Here is a 21775-nt window from a genome sequence, read left to right as displayed (position 1 = left end):
GGCCAGGGCTCCCCCGGCCGACCGGGGCGATCCCGGGTCGCCCGTCGGAGGCCGCCGCGCCGGACCGCCGTGTCCGCCTCCGCCGTAGACCTGGAATCGAGTGATCCCCCATGTCCCCTCGCCCGTCCCGCCCGTCCCGTCGCCGCGCCCACATCGCGATGGTCGGCATCCCGGCCGTCAGCCACGTCCTGCCCAGCCTGGAGGTCATCCGGGAACTGGTGGCCCGCGGCCACCGCGTGACGTACGCCAACGACCCGGCGGTGGCCGACCTGATCGCGCCGACCGGCGCCGAACCGGTTGCCTGCCGCTCCGTGCTGCCGGTCGCCGACAACGACTGGCCCGAGGACCCCGTCGCCGCGATGGGCCTCTTCCTCGACGACGCCGTGCAGGCACTCCCCCGGCTGCGCGCCGTCTACGACCGCGATCCTGCGGACGTGTACCTGTACGACATCGGCGCGTACGCGGCGCGCGCCCTCGCCGAGGCGCAGGGCCGGCCGGTGGTGCAGCTGTCCCCGACGTTCGTGGCCTGGGAGGGCTACGGGGACGAGGTGGCGGCCGGACTGTGGCGGCTGCCGGGGGCCGACGCCTACCGGGCGAGGTTCGCGCGGTGGCTCGCGGAGTGCGGCGCGACCACCACCGACATGGACCTCTTCGCCGGCCGGCCCGCGCGGACCCTCGCCCTGATCACCCGGGCGATGCAGCCGTACGCCGACCGGGTCGACACCGGTACGGTCACCTTCGTCGGCCCCTGCTTCGACATCGGCGCGGACACCGGCGGGGCCGCGGGGGCGGGCGCCGGCGGCTGGACCCGGCCGGCGCACGCGGAGAACGTCCTGCTGATCTCCCTCGGCTCGGCGTTCACCCGCCGTCCGGAGTTCTACCGCCGGTGCCTGGCGGCCTACGGCGACCTGCCCGGATGGCATGTCGTCCTCCAGATCGGCAAGTACACCGACCCGCGGGAGCTCGGCACCGTGCCGTCCAACGTCGAGGTGCACGACTGGGTGCCGCAGCGGGAGATCCTGGCGCAGGCGGACGCCTTCGTCACCCACGCCGGGATGGGCGGCTGCGGCGAAGGACTGCTGGCGGGCGTGCCGATGATCGCCGTGCCGCAGGCCGCCGACCAGTTCATGAACGCCGACCGGCTCGTGGAGCTGGGCGTGGCCCGCCGCATCGACACCCCGGACGCCTCCGCCGGGGCGCTGCGGGCGGCGCTGCACGACCTGGTCGGCGACCCGGAGGTCGCCCGCCGCTCGGCGCGCCTGCGGGCCGCGGCGCGGGCCGAGGGCGGTACCTCGCGCGCCGCCGACCTCGTCGAGGACGCGCTGGGCTGATCCCGGAGCCCGGGGCCGTACGCGGCGCCCACCCGGCCGTGCACGCGGGGCGTGTACGGCCCCGGCCCGGGGCCCGTACGGCCCGGCCGAGGGGCATGTGGGGCCCGGACCGCCGGTCGTGCGGGCGCGCGCCGACGCGCTCGCGCCCGCACCGGCCCGACCGCGATAGTGGTGCCGTACACCTGTACCGGCACACCGGTACCGAGGAAAGGACATGCCGCGATGGCACAGCAGGTCCGAGGGGTCGTGGCCCCGGGGAAGAACGAGCCCGTGCGGGTGGAGACGATCGTCGTCCCGGACCCCGGCCCCGGCGAGGCGGTGGTCAAGGTGCAGGCGTGCGGGGTCTGCCACACCGACCTGCACTACAAGCAGGGCGGCATCAACGACGACTTCCCCTTCCTCCTCGGCCACGAGGCCGCGGGCGTGGTGGAGTCGGTCGGCCCGGACGTCACCGACGTCGCACCCGGCGACTTCGTGATCCTCAACTGGCGTGCCGTGTGCGGGAAGTGCCGGGCCTGCCGGCGCGGCCGGCCCTGGTACTGCTTCGACACCCACAACGCCACGCAGAAGATGACGCTGGCGGACGGCACCGAACTGTCCGCCGCGCTCGGGATCGGCGCGTTCGCCGAGAAGACCCTCGTCGCCGCCGGCCAGTGCACCAAGGTGGACCCGTCCGTGTCCCCGGCCGTCGCGGGGCTGCTCGGCTGCGGGGTGATGGCCGGCATCGGCGCGGCCCTCAACACCGGGGAGGTCGGCCGGGGCGACACGGTCGCCGTCATCGGCTGCGGCGGCGTCGGGGACGCGGCGGTCGTCGGCTCCCGCCTCGCCGGCGCGGCCCGGATCATCGCCGTCGACATCGACGACCGGAAGCTGGAGACCGCCCGGGCCATGGGCGCCACCCACACCGTCAACAGCCGCGACACCGACCCCGTGGCGGCCGTCCGCGAGCTGACCGGCGGGTTCGGCGCCGACGTCGTCATCGAGGCGGTCGGCCGGCCGGAGACGTACCACCAGGCGTTCTACGCCCGCGACCTCGCCGGCACCGTCGTCCTCGTCGGTGTCCCCACCCCGGAGATGAAGCTGGAGCTGCCGCTCCTCGACGTCTTCGGCCGCGGCGGCGCGCTCAAGTCGTCCTGGTACGGCGACTGCCTGCCGTCCCGTGACTTCCCGATGCTCGTCGACCTGCACCAGCAGGGCCGCATCGACCTCGGGGCGTTCGTCACCGAGACGATCGGCCTCGACGACGTCGAGAAGGCGTTCGCCCGGATGCACGAGGGCGACGTGCTGCGCTCGGTGGTGGTCCTCTGATGGCCGCCCGCGTCGAGCAACTGGTCACCTCCGGCACGTTCTCGCTGGACGGCGGCACCTGGGACGTCGACAACAACGTGTGGATCGTCGGCGACGACTCGGAGGCGATCGTCGTCGACGCCGCTCACGACGCCGACGCCATCGTGGCCGCCCTCGGCGGGCGGGCGCTGCGGGCCGTCGTCTGCACCCACGCGCACGACGACCACGTCAACGCCGCGCCCGCGCTGGCCGCGGCGACCGGCGCCCCGGTGCTGCTCCACCCCGACGACCTGCCGCTGTGGAAGCTGACCCACCCCGACCGGCTGCCGGACGGCGAACTCGCCGACGGTCAGACCCTGTCGGTCGCCGGGACCGAGCTGACCGTCCTGCACACGCCGGGTCACGCCCCCGGCGCGGTGAGCCTGTACGCCCCCGCCCTGGGGACGGTCTTCACCGGCGACACGCTCTTCGCCGGCGGGCCCGGGGCCACCGGGCGGTCCTTCTCCCACTTCCCCACCATCATCGACTCGATCCGCGACCGGCTGCTCTCCCTGCCGCCGGAGACGGTGGTCCGCACGGGGCACGGCGAGAGCACCACGATCGGGGCAGAGGCGCCCGCGCTCGACGAGTGGGTCAAGCGGGGCCACTGAACGGCCCCAGCCGGAGCCCGCCCCTCGGGTCCGGACCGCCGCCGGTCCCGGACCACCGGCGGTCCGGGGTCCGGCGGTCCGGGGTCCGGCGGTCCGGGGTCCGGTGGGCGTGCGCGTCGACGGGCTCGCACGCCCACCGGGGCCCGCGCCCGCCGCCCCGCAGGTCAGTCGGCGGCGTGTGCGGCGTGGTGGCCGCGTCCGCCGGGGTGCCGGTGGCGCCAGGTCCAGAACACCGCGCAGGACACCAGCGCCCATCCCCCCAGGACCAGGAACGGGAAGGCGTGCTGGTGCCCGGGGAAGTACACGGCCGTGTGCTGGGCGCTGACCGAGGCGCCGGGCGGCAGCCACTTGCCGATCGTGCCCAGCGGGGACGGCAGCAGCGGCCAGGAGACCGCGCCGCCGGACGAGGGGTTGCCGAGCAGCACCATCAGGCCCCAGGTCGGCAGCATCGCCCAGCGCCCGATCAGGGTGTTGAACATGGTGAACACCATGCCGCTGGCGAACATCGTCAGCGCCAGGATCAGCCAGGACTCGACGAACGGCAGAGCGAGCGCGCCCAGCAGCCAGTCCACGGCGGCGGCGATGGCGAAGCCGCCGAGCAGCGCGTACGCGACGGTGACGGCGATGCGCTCCAGCGGGTCGAGCTCCCGCGCGTGCACGCTCAGCTGGATCGCCCCGACGAAACCGATGATCACGGCGGCCAGGGAGACGTAGAAGACGGCGAGCCCCCGCGGGTCGCCGGGCTGCAGGGGCTTGACGTCCCGTACGGTCACCGCGACGCCCGCCTCCCGGCCTGCGGCGGGCGCGGCCTCGGCGAGCACCTGGGCCACCGAGGCGCCCGACGCGCCCGAGACGTCCACGACCACGGCGCGCCCGCCGTCGCGCACCTCGAAGACGGCGAAGACCTCCTGCTCCTCGACGGCCAGCCGGGCCTCCGCGAGGCTGTCGTAGGCACGGACCCGCACCGACGCGTTGAGGGCCTCGTCCATGCCGTCCAGGAACGCCTGGCCGCGCTCCCCCTCGTACGCGCCGACCACCGCCGCCGGGATGGCGCGCGGGGTCGGGTCGGCCATGGAGTACGTGTACGAGCCCGCGAACAGCCCGGCCGCCGCCGCGATGATCAGCACCAGGACGGCGGCCGGGAACAGGGGCGATCCGCGCAGCCGGGCCCAGCGCTCGCCGCGTGTGGGCGGCCTGCCGTGGCCGCCGTGGGGCGTCTCGGTCATCCCGCGCGCCCTCCTTCCCACCGGGCACGACCCTGGCACAGGGGGGCGCACCCGGCACGTGAGAGGCCGTCATGCGGGTGCCACCGGGACGTCGTACGGGTCATCCGAAGGGCGCGGGCCCGCCGCGCGGGAAGGGCGCCGCCGCGGGAGGGCGGGCACGGCTCAGGCCGGGGCGGCCGGCCGGCCGGGCACACCACACGGGAGGCGGGCCGGGGCGGGGCGCGGGAGGGCCGCCGGGGCGGGGCGCGTGCCGCTCGCCGTCACCGGGCCGCGACCGGCCTCGCGGCGGACGCGGACGCGACGGCCGCGGCCAGGGGGTCGCGCGCGGGTCGTCCGAGGAGGCCGGCGAGGTCCGCGCCGATCCCGTCCAGGAAGCCGTGCCGGACGCCGGTCGCGATCGAGGCGAGCATGGGCGGCTGGAACGGCAGCAGCTCCGGCATCCCGGCGAGCCTGCGCCGGTACTCGGCCAGGCCGATGGTCCGGTGCGGGACGCCGAGCCGGTCGGCCACGGACGCCGCCGTGACCGGCGTGCCGGTCAGCTCGTAGGTGCGCCCGGTGTGCCGCTCCGCCTCCGCCGCGACGACCGCGGCGGCCTCGGCGAGGTCCGCGCGGACGACCGCGGCCAGCGCGCCGTCGCCGAACGGGGACTCCACCCCCTCGCCGGCCCACATCAGCAGACCGCCGAAGAGTTCGGCGTACAGGCCGTTGCGCAGGATCGTCCACGGCAGGCCGCAGGCGCGCAGGAGCCGCTCGGTCGCCCGGTGCGCCAGTGCGAAACCGAGGTGGTCGCCGGCGGCGGTCAGGCTCGTGTAGACGACGTGCCGGACGCCGTCGCGGACGGCGGCGTCCAGGGCGGCCGCGTGCCTCCGTACGACCTGGTCGTCCTCGGCGTATCCGGCGGAGACCAGCAGCAGGGTCGACACCCCGGCGAAGTCAATGCCGGCCGGGTCGTCGAAGTCGAGGCGCCGCGTCCCCGCGCCCGGGGTGCGGCTGCCGCCGGTCGCCGCCGCACCGCGGGCGCGCAGCGCGGCGAGAGCGGCCGAGGCGAGGTTCCCGTTGGCTCCGGTCACCAGGATCATGTCGTACGTCCTCCGTAGTGGTTCTCTTCGGTAACTACGGTTGATCCTGATCCGACCGCGCACCGGCCACAAGGAGGCAGTTCGATGTCACCCACGCACACCCGGGTAACCACCCCGCCCGCGGACCTCGACCCGTGCGGGCGCGAGGAGCACCCCGACTGCGGGATCCGCGACGTCCTGGACCGCATCGGGGACAAGTGGTCGGTCCTTGTGATCGTCGAACTCGCCCGCGGGCCGCGCCGCTTCCGGGAGCTGCAGCGCGCCGTCGACGGCATCTCCCAGCGCATGCTCACCCTCACCGTGCGCAGGCTGGAACGCGACGGGCTGGTCCTGCGCACCGTGTACCCGACCGTCCCGGCCCAGGTCGACTACCGCCTGACCGACACCGGGGCGGGCATCACCCACCTGGTCAAGGCGCTCGCCGACTGGTCCCTCGCCCACCGCGCCGCCATCGCCGAGGCCCGGCACGCGTACGACCTGGCCCACCCCGGCCACGACATCCGGTAGGCCCTCCCGGCCGGACGCGACGGCGTCGGTACGCCCGCCGCCCCCGGACGGTGCGTCAGCGCCGCAGGGTCAGCGGGACCGTGGCCTCGGAGACGAGGCGCTCCTGCTCGGGGTCGTCCCACAGGGCCGTCAGGGTGCCCGGGCCCTCGCGGAAGCCCTGGAGGCGGACCGTCAGGTCGAAGGTCCCGCGCACGCCGTTCCCCGAGGTCGCCATGACGGGGGTGTGCGCCGCCGTGTGCCCGTCCGCGTCGGTGATCCGCAGGCCGAAGGACGCCTCGAAGGTGTTGGCGGTGCCCCACACCCTGACCGGGCCGCGCACGGTGTCGCCGATCATCGGCGACTCGACCAGCACCGCCGGTGTCAGGTCCTCGAAGTCGGCCCGCCCCACCGGCCGTGCGAGGTCGACGCCCTCCCCGCCGAACCGGGTCACCGGCCCGCCGTCCAGCGCGAACCGCACCGATGTGACGGCCGGGAAGCGTGTGGCCGTGAAGACGACCTGGGCGAGCCGCGCGCGCATCGAGAGGGTGCCGCCCCCGTCGTCGTACCGGCCGGTCAGGTCCACGGTGGCGACGCCGTCGCGTACGGCGAGGGAGCGCAGCCGCGTCCCCTCGGGGATCGCCGTCGTCCTGCCGTGGCCGCGCTCCCGGGGGTTCGGGCCGGCCAGGAGGGCGCGCAGGGCGCCGGCCACGGTGGCGGGGGCGGTGACGGAGCGGGGTGCGGGCGAGACCCGTTCGCCGTGCAGGAAGTAGACGCCGGTCCGCACCTGCCTGCCCTCGGCGGGCGGGGTGGTGGGGCCGGGGGCCGGGGCCGTCGGCGGCGGTGCCGTACCGCCCGGTGAGCGCGTGCCGGAGGCCGAGGGTGCGGCCGGGGTGGCGGCGGGGTCCTGCGGCGCGGCCGACCCGGTACGCGGCGTCCGGTCGGCCGCGCCGGCCCCGCCTCCGCCCGTGCCCGCCGCACACGCGGAGAGCGCGAGCGCGAGGGCCAGCGCGGAGGCGAGCGGCGCCTTGCGCGAGCACCGGGGCCGCGCGGGCGCCGTACGGGGCCGCGCGGATGTCGTACGGGTCCGAAATGCCATGGCAGTCTCCTCGCGCCCCCGTCGGGGGCACCTTCGCGGCCGGCGTGGGGAAGGGACGACTACCCCACCCTTCGGGTGCTGTAGCCGCCTTCGACCACCATCGTCCGAAAGTGTCCGGCTCACGCCGTCGCGTGGCCGCGGGAGCCCGGGACACGACACGGTCGGTCATGGACCGGTCGCGCGGGGGCGGTGCGTCCGGGAGGTGCCGCCTCGTGGAAGGGCTCCGCGTCCGCCGCTCACGGACCGGTCGCACGGCCGGGCGGCGGGACGCGGTGCGGGCGTCTTCCGGCGCGGGGAGGCGCACGTCGGGGAGGCGTGCGCCGGGGAGGCGTGCGCCGGGGGACGCTAGCCTTCCGCGGGGTACGAGGCGACGACCTTGCCGCTGCCGTCGGCGGCGAGGTACCCGGACGCCCGGTACTCGTTGGAGAGGTAGAAGCGGAGCGTCGGCTGGTCGGCGTTGAAGGTCCACCGGTCGACGATGACGTACCGCGTGTCCGGGGCGTCCACGTTGAGTTCCTTCTCGCCGCGCCGCATCAGCGCCGGGAGGGTGTCCCAGTCGAGGGCGGTCGCGTCGAAGGGCTGCTCGTCGGGCGAGCCGGAGGCGATGGTGCCGCCCGGCCCGGACTTGCGCGCGACGCCGTCGCGGTACTGGTACCGGTCGTACGTCTTCGCCCCGGGCTTGGTGGGGATCTCGGCCAGCGCGTACTCCTCGTAGAACGTGACGGTCTTGACCTGCCCGTTGCCGCTCGCCGCCCGGAAGGCGGCCAGGACGGTGCGGACGTTCGCCGGGGTCAGGAGCGTGCCCGCGGCCGCCTGGCGGGCGCCGCCGGGCTCAGGGGAGGCGCCGGCCGCACCGGCGGGGAGCGGGGAGGCGCCCCCGGCGCCGGGCGCCGCGGGCACGGCGGCGCGCGGGGCGGCGCTCGACGCCGGGGCGGCCCGCCCGGCCTCGCCGTCGCGGCCGTCACCGGACGGCCAGTTGAGCGCGGCGACGGCCGCGGCGGTGACGGCCGCGGCCGACGCGAGGGCGACGGCCACGCGGCGGCCCGCCGGGCGGCGGGCGGGGGGCACGGGCGGCCCGAACCGGCCGTTCGGCACGGGGGCGTGCGGCGACCACGTCGCGTGCGCGCCCTGCGCGCCCGCGTACGCGGGGTGGGAGCCGTACGGGGTGGCACCCGGCCCGGGGAACGGCTCCTTGGCCACGTGCGGGGCGTGGCCGGGGGTGGTGGGGTGCCCGGACGGCGGGGTGTGGGCGGTGGGGCCGGGCGTGGCCGCGGGCCGGGGGGCGGCCTGCGGGGTGCCGGCGCTCTGGCCGGGGCGCTCGCCGGGGTGGTCGTGGAGGTGGTCGGCGGACCGGTCGTCAGGCCGCCCGCCGGGCCGGTGGTCGGGCCGCGGGCGGTCCGGGGCGGGGTGGTCCGGGGCGTCGTACGGGGCCGTGCCCGGACGGGCCGCCGCCTCGCGCAGCAGCCGCTCCAGTTCCGCCCCGTCGGGGCGAAGCGCCGGGTCGCGGACCAGGAGCCGGTCGAGGACGGGCCCGAGCGCGCCCGACCTGACCGGGGGCGGTATCGGGTCGTCCAGGACGGCGACCACGGTCGCCAGGCTGGTCGCCCTGCGGAACGGGTGGTGGCCCTCGGCCGCCACGTACAGCAGCATGCCGAGCGACCACAGGTCGGAGGCCGGGTTGCCCTCCTCGCCGCGCACGCGCTCGGGCGCGATGAACTCCGGTGAGCCGATGAGGTCGCCGGTCGAGGTGAGCCGGGACGTCGACTCGGAGAGGGCCGCGATGCCGAAGTCGGTGAGGACGGCGGCCCCGTCCGGGCGCAGCAGTACGTTGGCGGGCTTCACGTCCCGGTGGTGGATGCCGGCCGCGTGGGCGGCGCGGAGCGCGGAGAGGATCTCCAGTCCGAGGCGGGTCACCTCGGGAACGGGCATGGGGCCGCGGGCGAGCCGCTCGTGGACGGAGCTGCCCTCGACCAGCTCCATGACGATCCAGGGGTGGGAGCCGTCGGCGGGCTCGACGATGTGGTGGATCGTCACGACGTGGGGGTTCGACAGCCGGGCGAGTGCCCTGGCCTCGCGGACGGCGCGGGCGCGCAGCTGCGCGGCGAGTCCGGGGCTGGCCGCCTCGACGGCCGGGTCGGGCGGGCGGACCTCCTTGAGGGCGACCTCCCGGTCCAGGGCCACGTCGCGTGCCCGCCAGACCGTGCCCATGCCGCCGCTGCCCAGCCGGGAGACCAGTTCGAAACGTCCGTCGACGAGGGGTCTGCCACCCTCACTCATGCTCATGGCGGGTCATCGTAAGCGGCGCCGGTGACGGTCCGCGCGGCAGGCGCCGCGTTCCGCCCGGCAGCCGGTGGGCGAATGGCACGGGACGTCGCGCGGCCGTGGGCGCACCGCACCGGACCTCCGCGGGGCGGCCGTCCCGCGCACAGCCTCGGGTCACCGCGGCGCCCCGTGACGGGCCCGTACGCCGTGCCCGCACACGCCACGGCGCAGGGCGCCCCTCGCTCGGCGCTGCGCCGCCCGTCCGCGTCCCCCTCCCCCGGCGCCGCCCGTCCGCTTCCGTCTCCTCGTCACACGGCGCCGCCCGTGCGCTCCCGTCTCCTCGTCACACGGCACCGCCCGTCCGCTCCCGTCTCCCCGTCACACGGCACCGCCCGCGCGGCGGCCCGGTGAAGGCCCCTGCCGCCGGGCGGTGGGGCAGGTCCGGTGAAGCGGGGCCGGGCGGCCGGTGAGCCCGAGGGCCGGCTCCCTCCCCGTGGGTTATGGATGACGGATGCGACCCAGCCTGCCGCGCCGCCCGAGCCCCACGGCGGTGCTCGTACTGATCCTCGCCGCGGCGCTCGCGTCGGCCCTGGCGCTGTACCTGTCCCTGACCACGCCGTCGCGGGTGGCGGGTACCGCGCAGGCGCCCCCGGCGTCGCGGGCCGCGCAGGGCTCCCCGCCGCTCACGGAGGGGCGGCTGCGCCGGGAGGCGGCGGCCCTGCTGGAGGCGGCGGGCGCCGTCAGCGTCCACGTCCGGGTGCGGGACGGGCGGCACGCGGTCGCCGCGAGCGCGGGGGAGGCCGAGCTGGGCACCGGTCGCGCGGTGCCCGACGGCACCCACTTCCGGGCCGCCAGCGTGACGAAGTCGTTCATGGCCGCGACCGTGCTGCGGCTGGCCGCCGAGCGGCGCCTGTCCCTGGACGACACGGTGGAGCACTGGCTGCCCGGCGTCGTCAGCGGGAACGGCCACGACGGGAACCGCGTCACGCTCCGGCACCTGCTCCAGCACACCAGCGGCCTGCGCGACGCCGACTCCACCGCGTTCACCGGGCGGACGGCCCCGGAGTTCGAGCGGCTCAGGTACGAGGGTGTGGAACCGGAGCGGCTGATCGCCGCCGCGCTGCGGCAGGCCCCGGAGTTCCCGCCCGCCGCGCCCGGCGACCCGGCGCCCCGCTGGAGCTACTCCAACACCGGCTACCTCCTGCTGGGGGAGGTCGTCCGGAAGGCCACCGGCCGCCCCTGGGAGGCGGAGGTGCGCGACCGGATCGTCCGGGAGCTGGGGCTGACCGGCACCCGCGCGCCCGGGGACGACCCGCGCCTGCCGGAGCCGTACGCGCGCACCTACCACCGGTTCGCGGGGTCCGGGGGCTGGACCGACACCACGGTCCGCGCCATGGCGTGGGCGGGCCCGGCCGGGGCGCTGGTCTCCACGTCCCGCGACGTCGACCGGTTCTTCACGGCCCTGCTCGGCGGCCGGCTGCTGCCGCCCCCGCAGCTCGCCGCGATGCGCGCCACGGTCCCCGTCGACGCGGAGCACGAGCGGTACACGCCCGGCATGCGCTACGGCCTCGGCCTGATGCGGCAGCCCCTCGGCTGCGGCGGGCACCGCTGGGGCCACCACGGCGACCTCGAAGGCGCCATGGTCAGGACGGGGCTCACCGCGGACGGGAGCCGATCCGTCGTCATCGCGCTCAGCGGCAGGACCACCGACGAGCGGCGGCTCCTCGCGACCGAGAAGGCCCTCCAGGGGCTTGTCGAGCGGATGCTGTGCCGCGCGTGACCGGTACCCGCTCAGGACACCGGAAGCAGGTCGACGGCGCGTACCCGTGACAGGTGGATCAGGACGTCGTACGAGCGCGCCAACGCGATGTCGTACGTGGTCCGCTCCTCCGGGTAGGCGGTGCCGACACTGCGCGTGGGGCGGGCGGTCGCCAGCCAGCGGCGGGCCGCGGGCGGCGCGGTGCGCAGGTCCAGCACGTAGCGGTCGTGCCGTACCCGGTCGAGGGTGTCCTCGTTGCCGCCGGGCGGCGGGGGGCCGACCGTGTGGGTGAGCATCTCCCGCTCCTCGGGGTCGGTGGCCTTGAACGAGCCCTGGCCGAAGGTGAACCCGACGGCCCGGTAGCGGGCGCCGAGCCGGTCGCGGAGGAAGGCGCCCTGGGTGCGGGGCAGGACCTCCGGGTCCTCGGGCTCGTATCCGACGTGGTTGTTGTGGCCCGACAGCAGGACCTTGTGCCCGGTGTGCCGATGCCACCAGGCGATGTTGTCGGCCATGGCCTCGTCCCGGTACCGCATGCCCGCGGCCACCTGCCGGGGGTCGTCGAAGTCGAAGGCGTACCCCCTGGCCGTCTGGTCGATCACCGTGGCGTGCCGCAGCGTCCATGCGTACGCGTCCGCCTCCCGCCCGTCGCCGCCCTTCGGCGGGGAGGAGCGCAGCAGGGCCAGGGCGCGCCCGGTGCGCTCGGCCATCTCCCTGCGCTCGGCGAGCGGCTTGGCCAGGTACCGCTTCTGGTACTCGGCGGAGGGGACCGTGGGCCGCAGCCCCCGGTAGAGCGCGTCGAGGCGCGGCGCGAGCTCCGGGCGGGTGGCGGCGACGTGGCCGGTCACCCGGTCGTACAGCTCGGGCCCGGTGTACCCCCAGTCGTCGCCCATGAACCGGACGGGGTCGTGCGGGTGGCGCCGGTTGTGGTCGCGCATCCACTCGATCAGCGCGAGGTGTTCGGCGGTGTTGGCCAGGGCGTACGTGTACTGGAAGTCCTCCCGCATGATGCGGCGGGGGTCCCCCTCGCCGTGCCGGACGTACGCGTCGAGGAGCACGCCCGTGCTCCACGCCGCCTCCAGGGCGAAGGTGCGAAAGCCATGCTCGCGCACGAGGTGGCGGAAGACCCGGTCCTTGGTGGCGGGGAACTCGTGCGAGCCGTGCGTCGCCTCGCCCATCCCGACGACCGAGGCGTCCCCGACGGCGCGGCCCAGGGGCCGGAGGTCGCCCGGGCCCGCACCGGGCCCGGTGGCCCGCAGCGGGGTGGCGGCGCCTTCCAGCAAGGCGACGACCGGTTGCGGCGCGCGGGCGGGGGCCGGGGCGACGGCGGGGGCCGGGGCGACGGCGGGGGCCAGGGCGACGGCGGCGGGCGCGAGGGCGGCCAGGGCCAGGGCGGCGAGGAGCAGCGGACGCGGCGGGGGCATACCGGTACCCGTTCCCCCCACCAGGCAGCCGCGCCGCCGCCGCCCCGCCTCTCCACCCGAACGGCGGAGCAGCGGAGCAGCCGAGACGACCGGCGACGTACCGCTCCCCCTCGCCGGCATGGCCGATGTGCAGGCCACCATGACGGGCGGATAGGGAAGGGGACAGGCATCGGATTCCGGTCGACACGAGGGGCGCGTACGTCCGGCCGTTCGTCGGGCGTCGGGCGTCGGGCGTCGGGCGTCGGGCCCACCGACGGCGGCGTCACACGGGAGCGCGAGGGCGAAGCCGGACGCGCCCCCTCCGCCGACCCGCCGGAACGCGCCGCCGGTCTGCCCGCCGGTCGCCGTGCCACGGCTCCTGCGGGGTCAGGCGACCTCGTAGGATCGGCGGACCCCGCGGAGGTCGGCGGCCCGCAGGTCCTCGTCGCGGATCCAGAAGGAGACGTTGACGATCTCGCCCCAGGAGGTGCCCGCTTCCACCTCCAACTGCAGAAGTGGGCGATGCCCCTCCGGCCGAGGGGTGTCCCAGCTGTCGCACCAGCCCAACAGGCGGTGGCGCGGGGCCGGAAGCACGGCCGACAGCGCCTCGGCCAGGTCGATCAGGAGGGCGATGACGTCGTCACCGACCGCGCAACCGGTCTCGGCGTCCGCCAGGGTGGGCACCGAAGGCAGCGCGCAGGCCTCCAGCGGGAGGGCCGGCAAAGACGGCGGGGCCGGGGCGTGTCCCTCCGGTGGTCCGCCGGTTCCGGCCGCCACGTGCAGGACGCGGCAACCGTCGTCGCCGAGCCCGGGAGCGGGCTCCGCGGCGAAGTCGTCGTCGTGGAAGAAGAACAGGTGGCCGTGGTCAGGAAGCGTCCAGTGCCCACCGAGCAGGCGGGCCGCCTGACCGCAGTCGATCTGGGCCAGGAGCACCATGGGCCGTCCACGGCAGCGGGGCCAGGCGAACGACTCGGTCGTTACCGGCACGCCCCCGATCACGCTGCCCGACTCCGAGGACCGTTTGCCCGCAGAGAAGCCCACCGATGGCCTGACCAGGGACAGGAACCGCTCTGCGGCGTCCACGCCCAGTCGGGTGCGGACGATCTGGTCGATCGCCGACCGGTCGCCGGGTTCACGGCCTTCACTCCCCATGAACGCCAAGTCTGTCACCACGCTCCGACAGGGCCTGCTCGGCCCCGTCGGGGATGGCTGCGGTGTGCTCACCGGATTCGCCCTGCCCGGTGGGGCGCCAGGCCGTACTCCCCGCCGGGTACGTCCCGGCGCCGCCCACCCGGCCGGAGGGGAGGCGGGGTGGAGGCGGGACGCGGGTCAGAACGGGGCCAGGACGGAGGTGAGGGGGTGCACCGGGAGGGCGCCGCCGGAGTCGCCGCGGAGGGCGAGAGCCTGGAGGCCGGTCGGGGTCACACCGGCGAGGGCGCGGAACTCGCGGGTCAGATGGGCCTGGTCGTGGTAGCCGCACGCGGCGGCCGTCCCGGCCCAGGTCGTACACGGGCCAGGCAGCATGGTCAGGGCCCTCTGGAAGCGGAGGACGCGGGCGGCGGTCTTGGGCGCGAGGCCGATCTGCTCGGCGAAGAGGACCTCCAGCCGGCGGCGGCTCCGTCCAGTCTCCTCGGCCAACCGCCCGACGGACAGCGTGCCGTGACTGGCCCTCAACAGGGACCACGCCTCCGACACCACCGGGGAGGGCGGGCACCGGCCGGCCGCGAGCCGTGCGGAGAGGGCTTCGTCGAGGATCTGCCAGCGGGCTTCCCAACCGGGCGCGCGGGCGAGTCGCTCCGTGAGACCGGCGTCCCAGTGCCGTCCCAGCACGTCCGCCGGACGGACCGTGGCACCCGTCAGGTGACGCAGCGGCACACCGAGAAGCTCGTAGCCCCCCAGTGGCGTCAACTCCACCTGCACGAGGTGACCCGTGCCGCTGGTACGGCTGATCACCGGACTGGTCCGGAGCCCCAGCAGCACCTCGTCCCAGCGCCGGCCCGGCGTCGGCTCCCCGTCCGGGGCGAGATCCAGCGGGGCTCCCCACGTCAGGCACAGTGTCAGGGTGGCCGACGGGAGGTTCAGCCGCCGCGCGACCGGCGCCCCGCTGAGGCGGTAGCCGGTGTAGCCGACCACGTGCGCGCGCAACCGGGCGGGTGAGCGGCGGCGCCGTGCCCCGCCGCCCACCGAGCGCGCGTCGTCCGGTGCTGATGCGCGGGTCACCCCTGCCGCCCTTTCCATAGGGAGGATGCGGATCGGTGAGCGGTGCGCGTTCGTACAAGACGCGCGGCCCCCGGGGCCCCAGTCTGGTGGTGTCCACAGCGGGCCGTGAAGCCAGGACCGCGCCAATCGGCGCCGGCCGCCCGGCTGCCTCCCCCGGGCCTTGTACGCGTGCCGGCCAGGGGGCTCGCACCAGCGGTTCAGCCGTCGCGGGTTCGCGGTCGGCCACCGCGTTCCGCATCCCGACGATCTCGGAGGAGTACTCATGCGTTTCCGCAAGGCCGCGGCAGGACTGGGCATCGGTGCGGCGCTGGCTCTGGGCGGTGTGTCCGCGCCCGCCGCCGCCCACGACGGAGCCGTCTCGGCGCTCGGTCCGTCGTGTACCACGGGGAAGAACCTCACCAACGGGTGGGGGAAGTGCACCACGGCCGGGAAGTACAAGTGGCGCGTCAACGTCGACTGCACCCTGGGTGGTTCGGGGTCGAGCAGCATCGTGACCGGCCCGACCCGCACCAACGCGTACTGCAGCTGGGGCAACGTCGAGCGCGTGTCCATCGAGCACTTCTGATCACCCGTGCGTCCGCGGTGACCCCGGCACCGCACGGCCGGGCCGGGGCACAGGCCGCCGCCAACGCTGGTCCGTGAGCGTCCCGACACCCGCGGGTGCCCACTCCTTGCACCGGCGCCGCGGTACGACCGGGTGCCCGGACGTACCAGGATGAGGCCCCCGGTCGCCACGGCGGCCGGGGGCCTCGCTTTCGCCGCCCTCCGGGAGGCGGGTGAGGGCGGGACCGGGTCAGGCGCCGGCGCGGAGGGCCGGAGGCCCGCGCGCCGCCGTGCCGACCCCGTTCGGCCGGGTGCGGGCGGCGCTCAGCCGGAACGGTGACTAGGTACGCGGGTCCACCGGTGTGAGGGTGCCGAGGCGGTCCTCGATCGCCTGGGCCGCGTCGAGGCACAGGTCCTCCCGGAAGGCGCGCCCGACGATCTGCACGCCGCAGGGGAGGCCGTCGACCGTCCCGGTCGGCACGGCCACGGCGGGCACGCCCACGAAGCTGGTCGCGGTGCACAGGCGCATGCCCGTCGCGACACGGTCGCGCCCCGCCCTGTCGCGCGACTCCAGCCCCGGCTCGACCGGCGGCTCGGTGAAGACCGGGCCGAGCAGCAGCGGGTGGGCGTCGAGGAACTCGGCCCAGGAACGGCGGATGTTCAGCCACGTGCCCATCAGGGTCATGAGCTCCGCCGCGCTCGCGGGCGGGGTCCGCTCCATCGCCATCGCGATGTACCGGTCGCCGCCTTCGCCCAGCAGTCCGCGCACCGCCGGCCAGGTCGGGGCGAACTCGGTCAGCGTGATCCGGCCGTACGCCTCCAGGGCCTCGTCCAGCCGCGGTACGTCCCGCACCTCGCGTACGTCGTACCCGGCGTCGCGCAGCGCGTCCGCCGCCGTCGCGACGGCGCCGCGCACCGCGGGGTGGACTCCGTGCCCGCCCGGGTCGGCGACCACCGCCACCTTCACGCGGCCGGGCAGCGGCTCCCCGTAGGCGGGTACCGGCACGGCGCGCGGGTCGCGGGGGTCGGTCCCGACCAGGACCTCGTAGGCCAGCCGCAGGTCGCGCACACTGCGGGCCAGCGGGCCGTCGGTGACCAGCGCCTGGGACGCCGGGCCCGGGTCGTCCGGGCCCAGGACGCGGTGGTCGGCGGGGAACCGGCCCGTGGACGGTTTCAGCCCGGCCACGCCGCAGAACTGGGCCGGTATGCGCACCGACCCGCCGGAGTCGCTGCCGAGCCCGAGCGCCGCCATGCCCGTGGCGACGGCCACCGCGTCGCCTCCGCTGGAGCCGCCCGGGGTCCGGCCGCCGTCCCACGGGTTGACCGTGTCGCCGAACAGCTCGCTGCGCGTGTGCATTCCGGCCAGGATCAGGGTGGGGATGTTGCCGCGCCCGACGGGGATGGCCCCGGCCGCGCGCAGGCGGGCCACCGGTGGCGCGTCGGCCGGCGCCACCAGGTTCCGGAAGCGCGGCGTGCCGAACGTGGTGGGCACGCCTTCGACCGCCGTGCTCTCCTTCACCGTGAAGGGCACGCCCGCGAGCGGACCCAGCTCCTCGCCCGCGGCGCGCCGGCGGTCCGTCCGCGCCGCGGCCTCCCGCGCGCTCTCGGCCATGAGCCGCGTGACCGCGTTGACCCGCGGGTTGACCTCGGCGATGCGCTCCAGGTGGCTGTCGACCAGTTCGACGGCGGAGACCTCCGCCCGCCGTACGGCCTCCGCCTGTTCGGCGGCCGGCATCCGCCACAGGGCGTCCTTCATGCCCGCACCCTCCTCGTCCTCGTACCGATGCGCTTGCATCGGACCGTACCCTGGAAACCGATGCGGCCGCATCGGATAAAGTGCGCCGGGCGGCCGAGCACGAAGTCGGCCGAGCACGACGAACGGAAGGTGCGGGACATGCCCAGGCAGGTGGACCACGCGGGCCGGCGCCGCCTCATCGCCGAGGCCGTCTGCCTCCTCGCCGACGAACGCGGGCTGGAGGGCGTGACGCTGCGCGACGTCGCCGCCCGCGCGCAGGTGTCGATGGGGGCGGTGCAGCGGTGCTTCCGCACCAAGGAGGAGATGCTCGTCTTCGCCCTGGGGCACGTCGGCGCGCGGATCGGCGAGCGCGTACGGGCCCGCCTGAACGAAAGCCCCGCCCAGTCGGCCCGCACCGAGCTGGGGCACGCGGCCGCCGAGGTGTCACTGCTGCGGGAGGAACACCGCGCCGAGGCCAGGGTCTGGCTCGCCTTCGTCGCACAGGCGGCGGTGAGCGAGGCACTCGCGGGGACGCTGAGGGCGAACTACGCGCAGCTTCAGGAGGCGTTCACCGCCCTCGCGGCAGAGGCCCTCGGGGGCGCCGGCCCGGTCGCGTCCCTCGACGCGGCGCGCGAGGCCCGCACCCTGCTCGCCCTCGCCGACGGCCTCACCGCACAGGTCCTCATCGGCCACCTCACTCCCGACGAGGCCCAGGACGTCCTCCACGCACACCTGGCACGCCTCTGGGAGTGAGCCGCCCCCTCCCCTCCGACGCGGCGCGCCCTCTTCCCCGGAGAGCGCGCCGATCGCCGGCCGACCAGGGGAGCGCACCCGGAAACCACCAGGGTGTACCACCAGTACACCCTGGTGGTACGTTGACGTCATGCCCCTCCCACGGTTCCATCGCCTGCCCGCCGAGCGCCGCGGCCTCATCCTGGAGGTCGCGCGCCGGTTCTTCGCCGAGCACGGCGCCGAGGGCGCCTCCTACAACAGGATCATCGAAGCGGCGGGGGTCTCGAAGACCGCCGCCTACCACTACTTCGACGGCCGCGACGACCTGCTCGCCACGGTCCTCGACGGGGTGCTCGATCGACTGCTCGACGCCCTCGGTCCCTGGCACCCGGCACGCGACGGCGCCGACTTCCGGGCCCGGTTCGCCGCCTCCAGCGCGGTCCTCGCCGCCCACCTGCGGGACCATCCCGACGATCTGGCCCTCGCCGACGCGGCCATCGGCCGCGCCCACGGCGGCGCGTGGCTCGACTGGTTCGACGCCCTGGTCGCGGACGGGCAGCGGCTCGGGGTGATCCGCACCGACGTGGACCGCGGGCTGCTGGTATCGGCGACCGCCGCGGTCATCCGGGCCGCCGACACCTGGGCACTGGCCCGCATGACGACCGGGGGCGCCTCCGCGGCCGCGGACACCGCCGGACCCGCAGGACCTGACGCACCCGACGGACCCGCCGAGACCGCGAACCTCCCGGAGGGCGAGGTCTTCGCACAGGTCTGGAGCCTCCTGTCCGGCCTGTGGGGCGGAGCGGCCCCAGCGCGCCGAGAGGACTCCGCCGATGCGCGCTGACCTGCGGGTCCGCTGGGAGATCCCGCCCACCGGGACCGGCCTCGCCGGACGCCTGGAGCGGTTCATGGGTCCCGGCAAGTCCCGCTCCGAGTCCGCGGTGGAGGCCCTCGGCCTCCTCGGCTGCGCCCTGATCCTGGCCGCCGGCCTGTGGACCTCCGACACCGCGCGCGGCTGGTCCACCGCTCAGCTCGTCGTGGTCGCCCTGACCGGGCTCGACCTGATCGGCGGGGTGCTGACCAACGCGACCAACGCCGCCAAGCGCTGGTACCACCGGGCCGGCCCGGGAGTCAGGCGCTCCCGGCTGCTGTTCGTCTCCGCGCACCTGGTCCACCTCGCCGCGATGGGGCTGATCGTCCTGTCCGGCGACGTCACGTGGATGCTGGCCAACGCCGCGCTGCTGCTCGGTGGGGCGGTGGTCGTGGAGTTCGCTCCCCTGCACCTCGGTCGCCCGGTGGCGATGGCCCTGTTGATGGCGGCCGTCCTGGTCAACCTGTTCTGGCTGCCGGTCCCCGCGGCGCTCGCCTGGTTCGCGCCGCTGTTCTTCCTGAAGCTGCTCGTCTGCCACCTCGTACCCGAGGCACCGCTGGAGCGGAGGCGGGATGGCTGAGGCCGCCGGCTCCTGGCGGATCGACACCGATCCCGACCCGGCCGCCTGCGCCGTCGTACTGGCCGCCGCGTTCGCGCGGGAGCCCGCGGTTTCCTGGATCTGCGACGGCTCGGCCCCCAGACGCACCCACTGGTTCCGGGCCGTCCTGCGGGCCCACGCCGGTCTTGCCGGGGCTCGTCGTTCCGCGCTGGTGGACGCGGAGGGCCGGCTCATCGCGGCGGCTGTCCTCACCCCGCCCGGCGCGAGGCCGGACCTGTGGGCCCGTGCTCTGTGGACGGCCCGCACCGGGCTCCGCTGCGGGCCACGCGCCCTCGGGCGTACTCTGCGCCACCTCGCCGTCACCGACGGGGGCGCCCCCACCGGGGCCTGGACGCTGGAGTTCATCGGGGTCCGGCCCGAGTCGGCGGGGCGCGGCGCCGGCCGTCTCCTGCTGGACCATGTCCTGGCCAGCACTCCCTCGGGTCTGCATCTGACCACGGCCGATCCGGCCAACGTCTCGCTCTACCGCCACTTCGGCTTCACCGTCTCGCGTGTGACTCCGCTGGGCCCGCTGAGCGTCACGTCCATGACCCGCGCGGGCGCGTGAGCACTCCGCGGCCTGAGCCGCCCGGCCGCCGCCGGAGGGCGGGGCTCGGCCGCCGCCGGAGGGCGGGGCTCAGGAGAGGGAGAGGAAGAGCTTCTCCATCTTCCGGGTGTCGAGGCTGTCGGCTCCGCCCTCCTCGGCGAGGCACTGCCTGAGTCCGCTGGCGACGATGGCGAAGCCGGCCCGGTCCAGTGCGCGGTTGACGGCGGCGAGCTGGGTGACGATGTCCTCGCAGTCGCGCCCTTCCTCCAGCATGCGGACGACACCGGCGAGCTGGCCCTGGGCGCGCTTGAGGCGGTTGGCGGCCGACCGCACCTGGTCGGCGGGGAGCTGGACCATGGGGGGTTCCTTTCGAAGAGCCGGCCGGGGGCCGGTCGCGGTCACCGGCCGGGGCCGCGGGTGGCGAGGGACGCGCGCACCTCGTCCATGTCGAGGCCGCGCACAGCGGTGATGACCTGCTCCAGGGCCTGGGGCGGCAGCGCGCCGGGCTGGGAGAAGACCAGGTGGCCCTCGCGGAAGGCCATCAGGGTGGGGATCGAGGTGATCTGCGCCGCCGCGGCCAGGTCCCGCTCGGACTCGGTGTCGACCTTGCCGAAGACGACGTCGGGGTGGGCCTGGGAGGCCCGCTCGTAGACGGGGGCGAACATCCGGCAGGGTCCGCACCAGGAGGCCCAGAAGTCCACGAGGACGATGTCGTTGCCGGTGACGGTGGTCTCGAAGTTCGCCGCGGTGAGGTCGACGGTGCTCATGGGGTGACTCCTTCTGCGGTGGGTGGGACGGGTACGGGGGGCGACTTATACCCCCTGGGGTAATCAACGCCTCGACCGGGCGGGGCATTCCGTGCCCGGATGGGGCATTGCGCCGAGGTGAGCGGCTGCCGTCCGCCGTGGGATGCGCGGCGTCCGCGGCTTGGCGCACCGCCGCCCCGACGCACTGTGGGCGCCGGGGCGGCGGGGGCCGGAGAAGAAGGCGCTAGGTGTATTGCCCTGTGAGGTTGGGGACGCGGCTGGCGGGTGGTTTGCCTGCGAGCGCGGTGTGTCCGCGGTGGTGATTGTAGGTATGCAGCCAGTCGGGGAAGGCATCGCGTCGTTCCTGCTCTGAGCGGTAGGGGCGGGCGTAGGCCCATTCGTCGAGCAGGGTGCGGTTGAAGCGTTCGACCTTGCCGTTGGTCTGGGGCCGGTAGGGCCGGGTTCGCTTGTGGGTGATCCCGGCCGCCGCCAGCGCGTCGCGCCAGGCGTGGGATCTGTAGCACGAGCCGTTGTCGGTCAGGACCCGCTGCACCGTGATCCCGCATGAGGCGAAGTAGGCGTGGGCCCGCTGCCAGAAGGTGGTGGCGGTCTCCCTCTTCTCGTCGGCCAGGATCTCGCTGTAGGCGAGACGGGAGTGGTCGTCGACGGCGGTGTGGATGTAGCTGTAGCCGACGCCGGACTTCGTCTTGCGGCCGGCTTGGCGGCCGAGGGTCTTGTGGCCGCCGCCGTCGGGGATGTTGCCGAGTTTCTTGATGTCGACGTGCACGAGTTCGCCGGGCCGGTCGCGTTCGTAGCGTCGTATGACACGGCCGGTGGCCCGGTCCAGGGAGGTCAGGCGGGCCAGCCCGAAGCGGGTCAGCACGCGGTGGACCGTGGAGGGCACCAGGTCCAGGAGGTGGGCGATGCGGGCCGGCCCCCACCGGCGGATGAGGCGGACCTTGATGATCCGGCGTTCGGTGCGGGTCGGGGTCCGGCGCGGGCTTGCGTGCGGACGGGAGGAACGGTCGCCCATCCCGGCCTCGCCCATGGCCCGGTAGCGGGCAGCCCATCGATGGGCGGTGGTGGGTGAGACCTGGAAACGTTCGGCGGCCCGCCGAAGCGGCCAGCCGTCCTTGACCACGCAGCGGGCCAGGCGCAGCCGTCCGGTCTCGGTCAGGGGTGCATTACGGTGGGGCACGAGGGCCTT

21 protein-coding genes are annotated in these 21775 nt (G+C 75.7%); 10 read left to right on the top strand and 11 right to left on the bottom strand.

Features of this window, described 5'->3' with window-relative positions:
* Nucleotides 1–110: 110 nt before the first annotated feature.
* From CP974_RS28690 to CP974_RS28680, 3 genes are all read left to right on the top strand, one after another.
* Nucleotides 111–1331 carry a macrolide family glycosyltransferase gene (locus CP974_RS28690; RefSeq protein WP_223844583.1) on the top strand — a complete coding sequence of 407 codons (1221 nt, stop codon included), beginning with the start codon at nt 111–113 and terminating at the stop codon, nt 1329–1331.
* Nucleotides 1332–1553: 222 nt separating this feature from the next.
* On the top strand, nt 1554–2639 hold the full coding sequence (locus CP974_RS28685) for an S-(hydroxymethyl)mycothiol dehydrogenase (protein ID WP_031134189.1): 1086 nt from the start codon (nt 1554–1556) through the stop codon (nt 2637–2639).
* A complete protein-coding gene (locus CP974_RS28680) occupies nt 2639–3268 on the top strand; it encodes an MBL fold metallo-hydrolase (protein WP_031134191.1) in 630 nt (209 codons plus the stop codon). The genes CP974_RS28685 and CP974_RS28680 overlap by 1 nt, the downstream gene beginning before the upstream one ends.
* A 164-nt stretch (nt 3269–3432) precedes the next feature.
* Here the strand turns inward: CP974_RS28680 and CP974_RS28675 are convergent, their stop codons facing one another.
* A complete protein-coding gene (locus CP974_RS28675; RefSeq protein WP_031134193.1) occupies nt 3433–4494 on the bottom strand; it encodes an ABC-2 transporter permease in 1062 nt (353 codons plus the stop codon).
* 260 nt (nt 4495–4754) lie between these two features.
* A complete protein-coding gene (locus tag CP974_RS28670; protein ID WP_031134195.1) occupies nt 4755–5573 on the bottom strand; it encodes a Rossmann-fold NAD(P)-binding domain-containing protein in 819 nt (272 codons plus the stop codon).
* Nucleotides 5574–5657: 84 nt separating this feature from the next.
* Here CP974_RS28670 and CP974_RS28665 point away from each other — a divergent pair, with 84 nt between their 5' ends.
* Nucleotides 5658–6080, top strand: coding sequence for a winged helix-turn-helix transcriptional regulator (locus CP974_RS28665; protein WP_031134197.1), 423 nt, complete (start codon nt 5658–5660; stop codon nt 6078–6080).
* 55 nt (nt 6081–6135) lie between these two features.
* Here the strand turns inward: CP974_RS28665 and CP974_RS28660 are convergent, their stop codons facing one another.
* Nucleotides 6136–7155, bottom strand: coding sequence for a GerMN domain-containing protein (locus CP974_RS28660; RefSeq protein ID WP_031134199.1), 1020 nt, complete (start codon nt 7153–7155; stop codon nt 6136–6138).
* Between the two features lie 345 nt (nt 7156–7500).
* Nucleotides 7501–9438: a serine/threonine-protein kinase gene (locus tag CP974_RS28655; protein WP_223844584.1), complete on the bottom strand. Its 1938-nt coding sequence runs from the start codon at nt 9436–9438 to the stop codon at nt 7501–7503.
* A gap of 490 nt (nt 9439–9928) precedes the next feature.
* Between CP974_RS28655 and CP974_RS28650 the strand changes: the two genes are divergently transcribed.
* Nucleotides 9929–11197: a serine hydrolase domain-containing protein gene (locus tag CP974_RS28650; protein WP_051839660.1), complete on the top strand. Its 1269-nt coding sequence runs from the start codon at nt 9929–9931 to the stop codon at nt 11195–11197.
* 11 nt (nt 11198–11208) lie between these two features.
* Here CP974_RS28650 and CP974_RS28645 read toward each other — a convergent pair whose 3' ends face one another.
* The 3 genes from CP974_RS28645 to CP974_RS29885 all read right to left on the bottom strand — a co-directional run bounded on the left by CP974_RS28645 (nt 11209) and on the right by CP974_RS29885 (nt 14796).
* Complete coding sequence (locus tag CP974_RS28645) at nt 11209–12597, bottom strand: erythromycin esterase family protein (RefSeq protein WP_037938380.1); 1389 nt, start codon at nt 12595–12597, stop codon at nt 11209–11211.
* Nucleotides 12598–12963: 366 nt separating this feature from the next.
* Nucleotides 12964–13728 carry a DUF1963 domain-containing protein gene (locus CP974_RS28640; RefSeq protein ID WP_140160835.1) on the bottom strand — a complete coding sequence of 255 codons (765 nt, stop codon included), beginning with the start codon at nt 13726–13728 and terminating at the stop codon, nt 12964–12966.
* A 177-nt stretch (nt 13729–13905) separates the two neighbouring features.
* Entirely contained in the window at nt 13906–14796 is an 891-nt protein-coding gene (locus tag CP974_RS29885) for a helix-turn-helix domain-containing protein (protein ID WP_158100689.1), read from the bottom strand.
* A gap of 262 nt (nt 14797–15058) precedes the next feature.
* Between CP974_RS29885 and CP974_RS29880 the strand changes: the two genes are divergently transcribed.
* On the top strand, nt 15059–15361 hold the full coding sequence (locus CP974_RS29880; protein WP_031133479.1) for a hypothetical protein: 303 nt from the start codon (nt 15059–15061) through the stop codon (nt 15359–15361).
* A 318-nt stretch (nt 15362–15679) separates the two neighbouring features.
* On the opposite strand, the gene CP974_RS28630 is transcribed toward CP974_RS29880, so the two are convergent.
* A complete protein-coding gene (locus tag CP974_RS28630) occupies nt 15680–17095 on the bottom strand; it encodes an amidase (RefSeq protein WP_031133481.1) in 1416 nt (471 codons plus the stop codon).
* Between the two features lie 138 nt (nt 17096–17233).
* Between CP974_RS28630 and CP974_RS28625 the strand changes: the two genes are divergently transcribed.
* The 4 genes from CP974_RS28625 to CP974_RS28610 all read left to right on the top strand — a co-directional run bounded on the left by CP974_RS28625 (nt 17234) and on the right by CP974_RS28610 (nt 19843).
* Nucleotides 17234–17827: a TetR/AcrR family transcriptional regulator gene (locus tag CP974_RS28625; protein ID WP_031133483.1), complete on the top strand. Its 594-nt coding sequence runs from the start codon at nt 17234–17236 to the stop codon at nt 17825–17827.
* A 130-nt stretch (nt 17828–17957) separates the two neighbouring features.
* Nucleotides 17958–18650: a TetR/AcrR family transcriptional regulator gene (locus CP974_RS28620; protein WP_051839664.1), complete on the top strand. Its 693-nt coding sequence runs from the start codon at nt 17958–17960 to the stop codon at nt 18648–18650.
* Complete coding sequence (locus CP974_RS28615) at nt 18640–19257, top strand: hypothetical protein (protein WP_031133487.1); 618 nt, start codon at nt 18640–18642, stop codon at nt 19255–19257. The genes CP974_RS28620 and CP974_RS28615 overlap by 11 nt, the downstream gene beginning before the upstream one ends.
* Nucleotides 19250–19843 carry a GNAT family N-acetyltransferase gene (locus CP974_RS28610; RefSeq protein ID WP_051839667.1) on the top strand — a complete coding sequence of 198 codons (594 nt, stop codon included), beginning with the start codon at nt 19250–19252 and terminating at the stop codon, nt 19841–19843. Before CP974_RS28615 ends, CP974_RS28610 begins: the two co-directional genes overlap by 8 nt.
* A 69-nt stretch (nt 19844–19912) precedes the next feature.
* Here the strand turns inward: CP974_RS28610 and CP974_RS28605 are convergent, their stop codons facing one another.
* From CP974_RS28605 to CP974_RS28595, 3 genes are all read right to left on the bottom strand, one after another.
* Nucleotides 19913–20179 (bottom strand): metal-sensitive transcriptional regulator, encoded by a 267-nt coding sequence (locus CP974_RS28605; protein WP_031133491.1) that lies wholly within the window; start codon nt 20177–20179, stop codon nt 19913–19915.
* 41 nt (nt 20180–20220) lie between these two features.
* On the bottom strand, nt 20221–20589 hold the full coding sequence (trxA, locus tag CP974_RS28600) for a thioredoxin (protein ID WP_031133494.1): 369 nt from the start codon (nt 20587–20589) through the stop codon (nt 20221–20223).
* A 223-nt stretch (nt 20590–20812) separates the two neighbouring features.
* Nucleotides 20813–21766, bottom strand: a complete 954-nt coding sequence (locus CP974_RS28595; protein WP_031186440.1) for an IS481 family transposase — start codon at nt 21764–21766, stop codon at nt 20813–20815.
* Nucleotides 21767–21775: the final 9 nt, after the last annotated feature.

This window comes from Streptomyces fradiae ATCC 10745 = DSM 40063 (assembly GCF_008704425.1).
Lineage (GTDB): Bacteria > Actinomycetota > Actinomycetes > Streptomycetales > Streptomycetaceae > Streptomyces > Streptomyces fradiae.
This window is presented reverse-complemented; position numbering and strand designations above follow the sequence as displayed.

Coding starts and splice junctions, on each gene's coding strand:
- CP974_RS28660 (WP_031134199.1), bottom strand. CDS start 7,155: ATGGCATTTCGGACCCGTACGACATCCGCGCGGCCCCGTACGGCGCCC.
- CP974_RS28665 (WP_031134197.1), top strand. CDS start 5,658: ATGTCACCCACGCACACCCGGGTAACCACCCCGCCCGCGGACCTCGAC.
- CP974_RS28690 (WP_223844583.1), top strand. CDS start 111: ATGTCCCCTCGCCCGTCCCGCCCGTCCCGTCGCCGCGCCCACATCGCG.
- CP974_RS28620 (WP_051839664.1), top strand. CDS start 17,958: ATGCCCCTCCCACGGTTCCATCGCCTGCCCGCCGAGCGCCGCGGCCTC.
- CP974_RS28630 (WP_031133481.1), bottom strand. CDS start 17,095: ATGAAGGACGCCCTGTGGCGGATGCCGGCCGCCGAACAGGCGGAGGCC.
- CP974_RS28605 (WP_031133491.1), bottom strand. CDS start 20,179: ATGGTCCAGCTCCCCGCCGACCAGGTGCGGTCGGCCGCCAACCGCCTC.
- CP974_RS28675 (WP_031134193.1), bottom strand. CDS start 4,494: ATGACCGAGACGCCCCACGGCGGCCACGGCAGGCCGCCCACACGCGGC.
- CP974_RS28650 (WP_051839660.1), top strand. CDS start 9,929: ATGCGACCCAGCCTGCCGCGCCGCCCGAGCCCCACGGCGGTGCTCGTA.
- CP974_RS28680 (WP_031134191.1), top strand. CDS start 2,639: ATGGCCGCCCGCGTCGAGCAACTGGTCACCTCCGGCACGTTCTCGCTG.
- CP974_RS28625 (WP_031133483.1), top strand. CDS start 17,234: ATGCCCAGGCAGGTGGACCACGCGGGCCGGCGCCGCCTCATCGCCGAG.
- CP974_RS28685 (WP_031134189.1), top strand. CDS start 1,554: ATGGCACAGCAGGTCCGAGGGGTCGTGGCCCCGGGGAAGAACGAGCCC.
- trxA (WP_031133494.1), bottom strand. CDS start 20,589: ATGAGCACCGTCGACCTCACCGCGGCGAACTTCGAGACCACCGTCACC.
- CP974_RS28640 (WP_140160835.1), bottom strand. CDS start 13,728: ATGGGGAGTGAAGGCCGTGAACCCGGCGACCGGTCGGCGATCGACCAG.
- CP974_RS28645 (WP_037938380.1), bottom strand. CDS start 12,597: ATGCCCCCGCCGCGTCCGCTGCTCCTCGCCGCCCTGGCCCTGGCCGCC.
- CP974_RS28670 (WP_031134195.1), bottom strand. CDS start 5,573: ATGATCCTGGTGACCGGAGCCAACGGGAACCTCGCCTCGGCCGCTCTC.
- CP974_RS28655 (WP_223844584.1), bottom strand. CDS start 9,438: ATGAGCATGAGTGAGGGTGGCAGACCCCTCGTCGACGGACGTTTCGAA.
- CP974_RS29880 (WP_031133479.1), top strand. CDS start 15,059: ATGCGTTTCCGCAAGGCCGCGGCAGGACTGGGCATCGGTGCGGCGCTG.
- CP974_RS28615 (WP_031133487.1), top strand. CDS start 18,640: ATGCGCGCTGACCTGCGGGTCCGCTGGGAGATCCCGCCCACCGGGACC.
- CP974_RS28610 (WP_051839667.1), top strand. CDS start 19,250: ATGGCTGAGGCCGCCGGCTCCTGGCGGATCGACACCGATCCCGACCCG.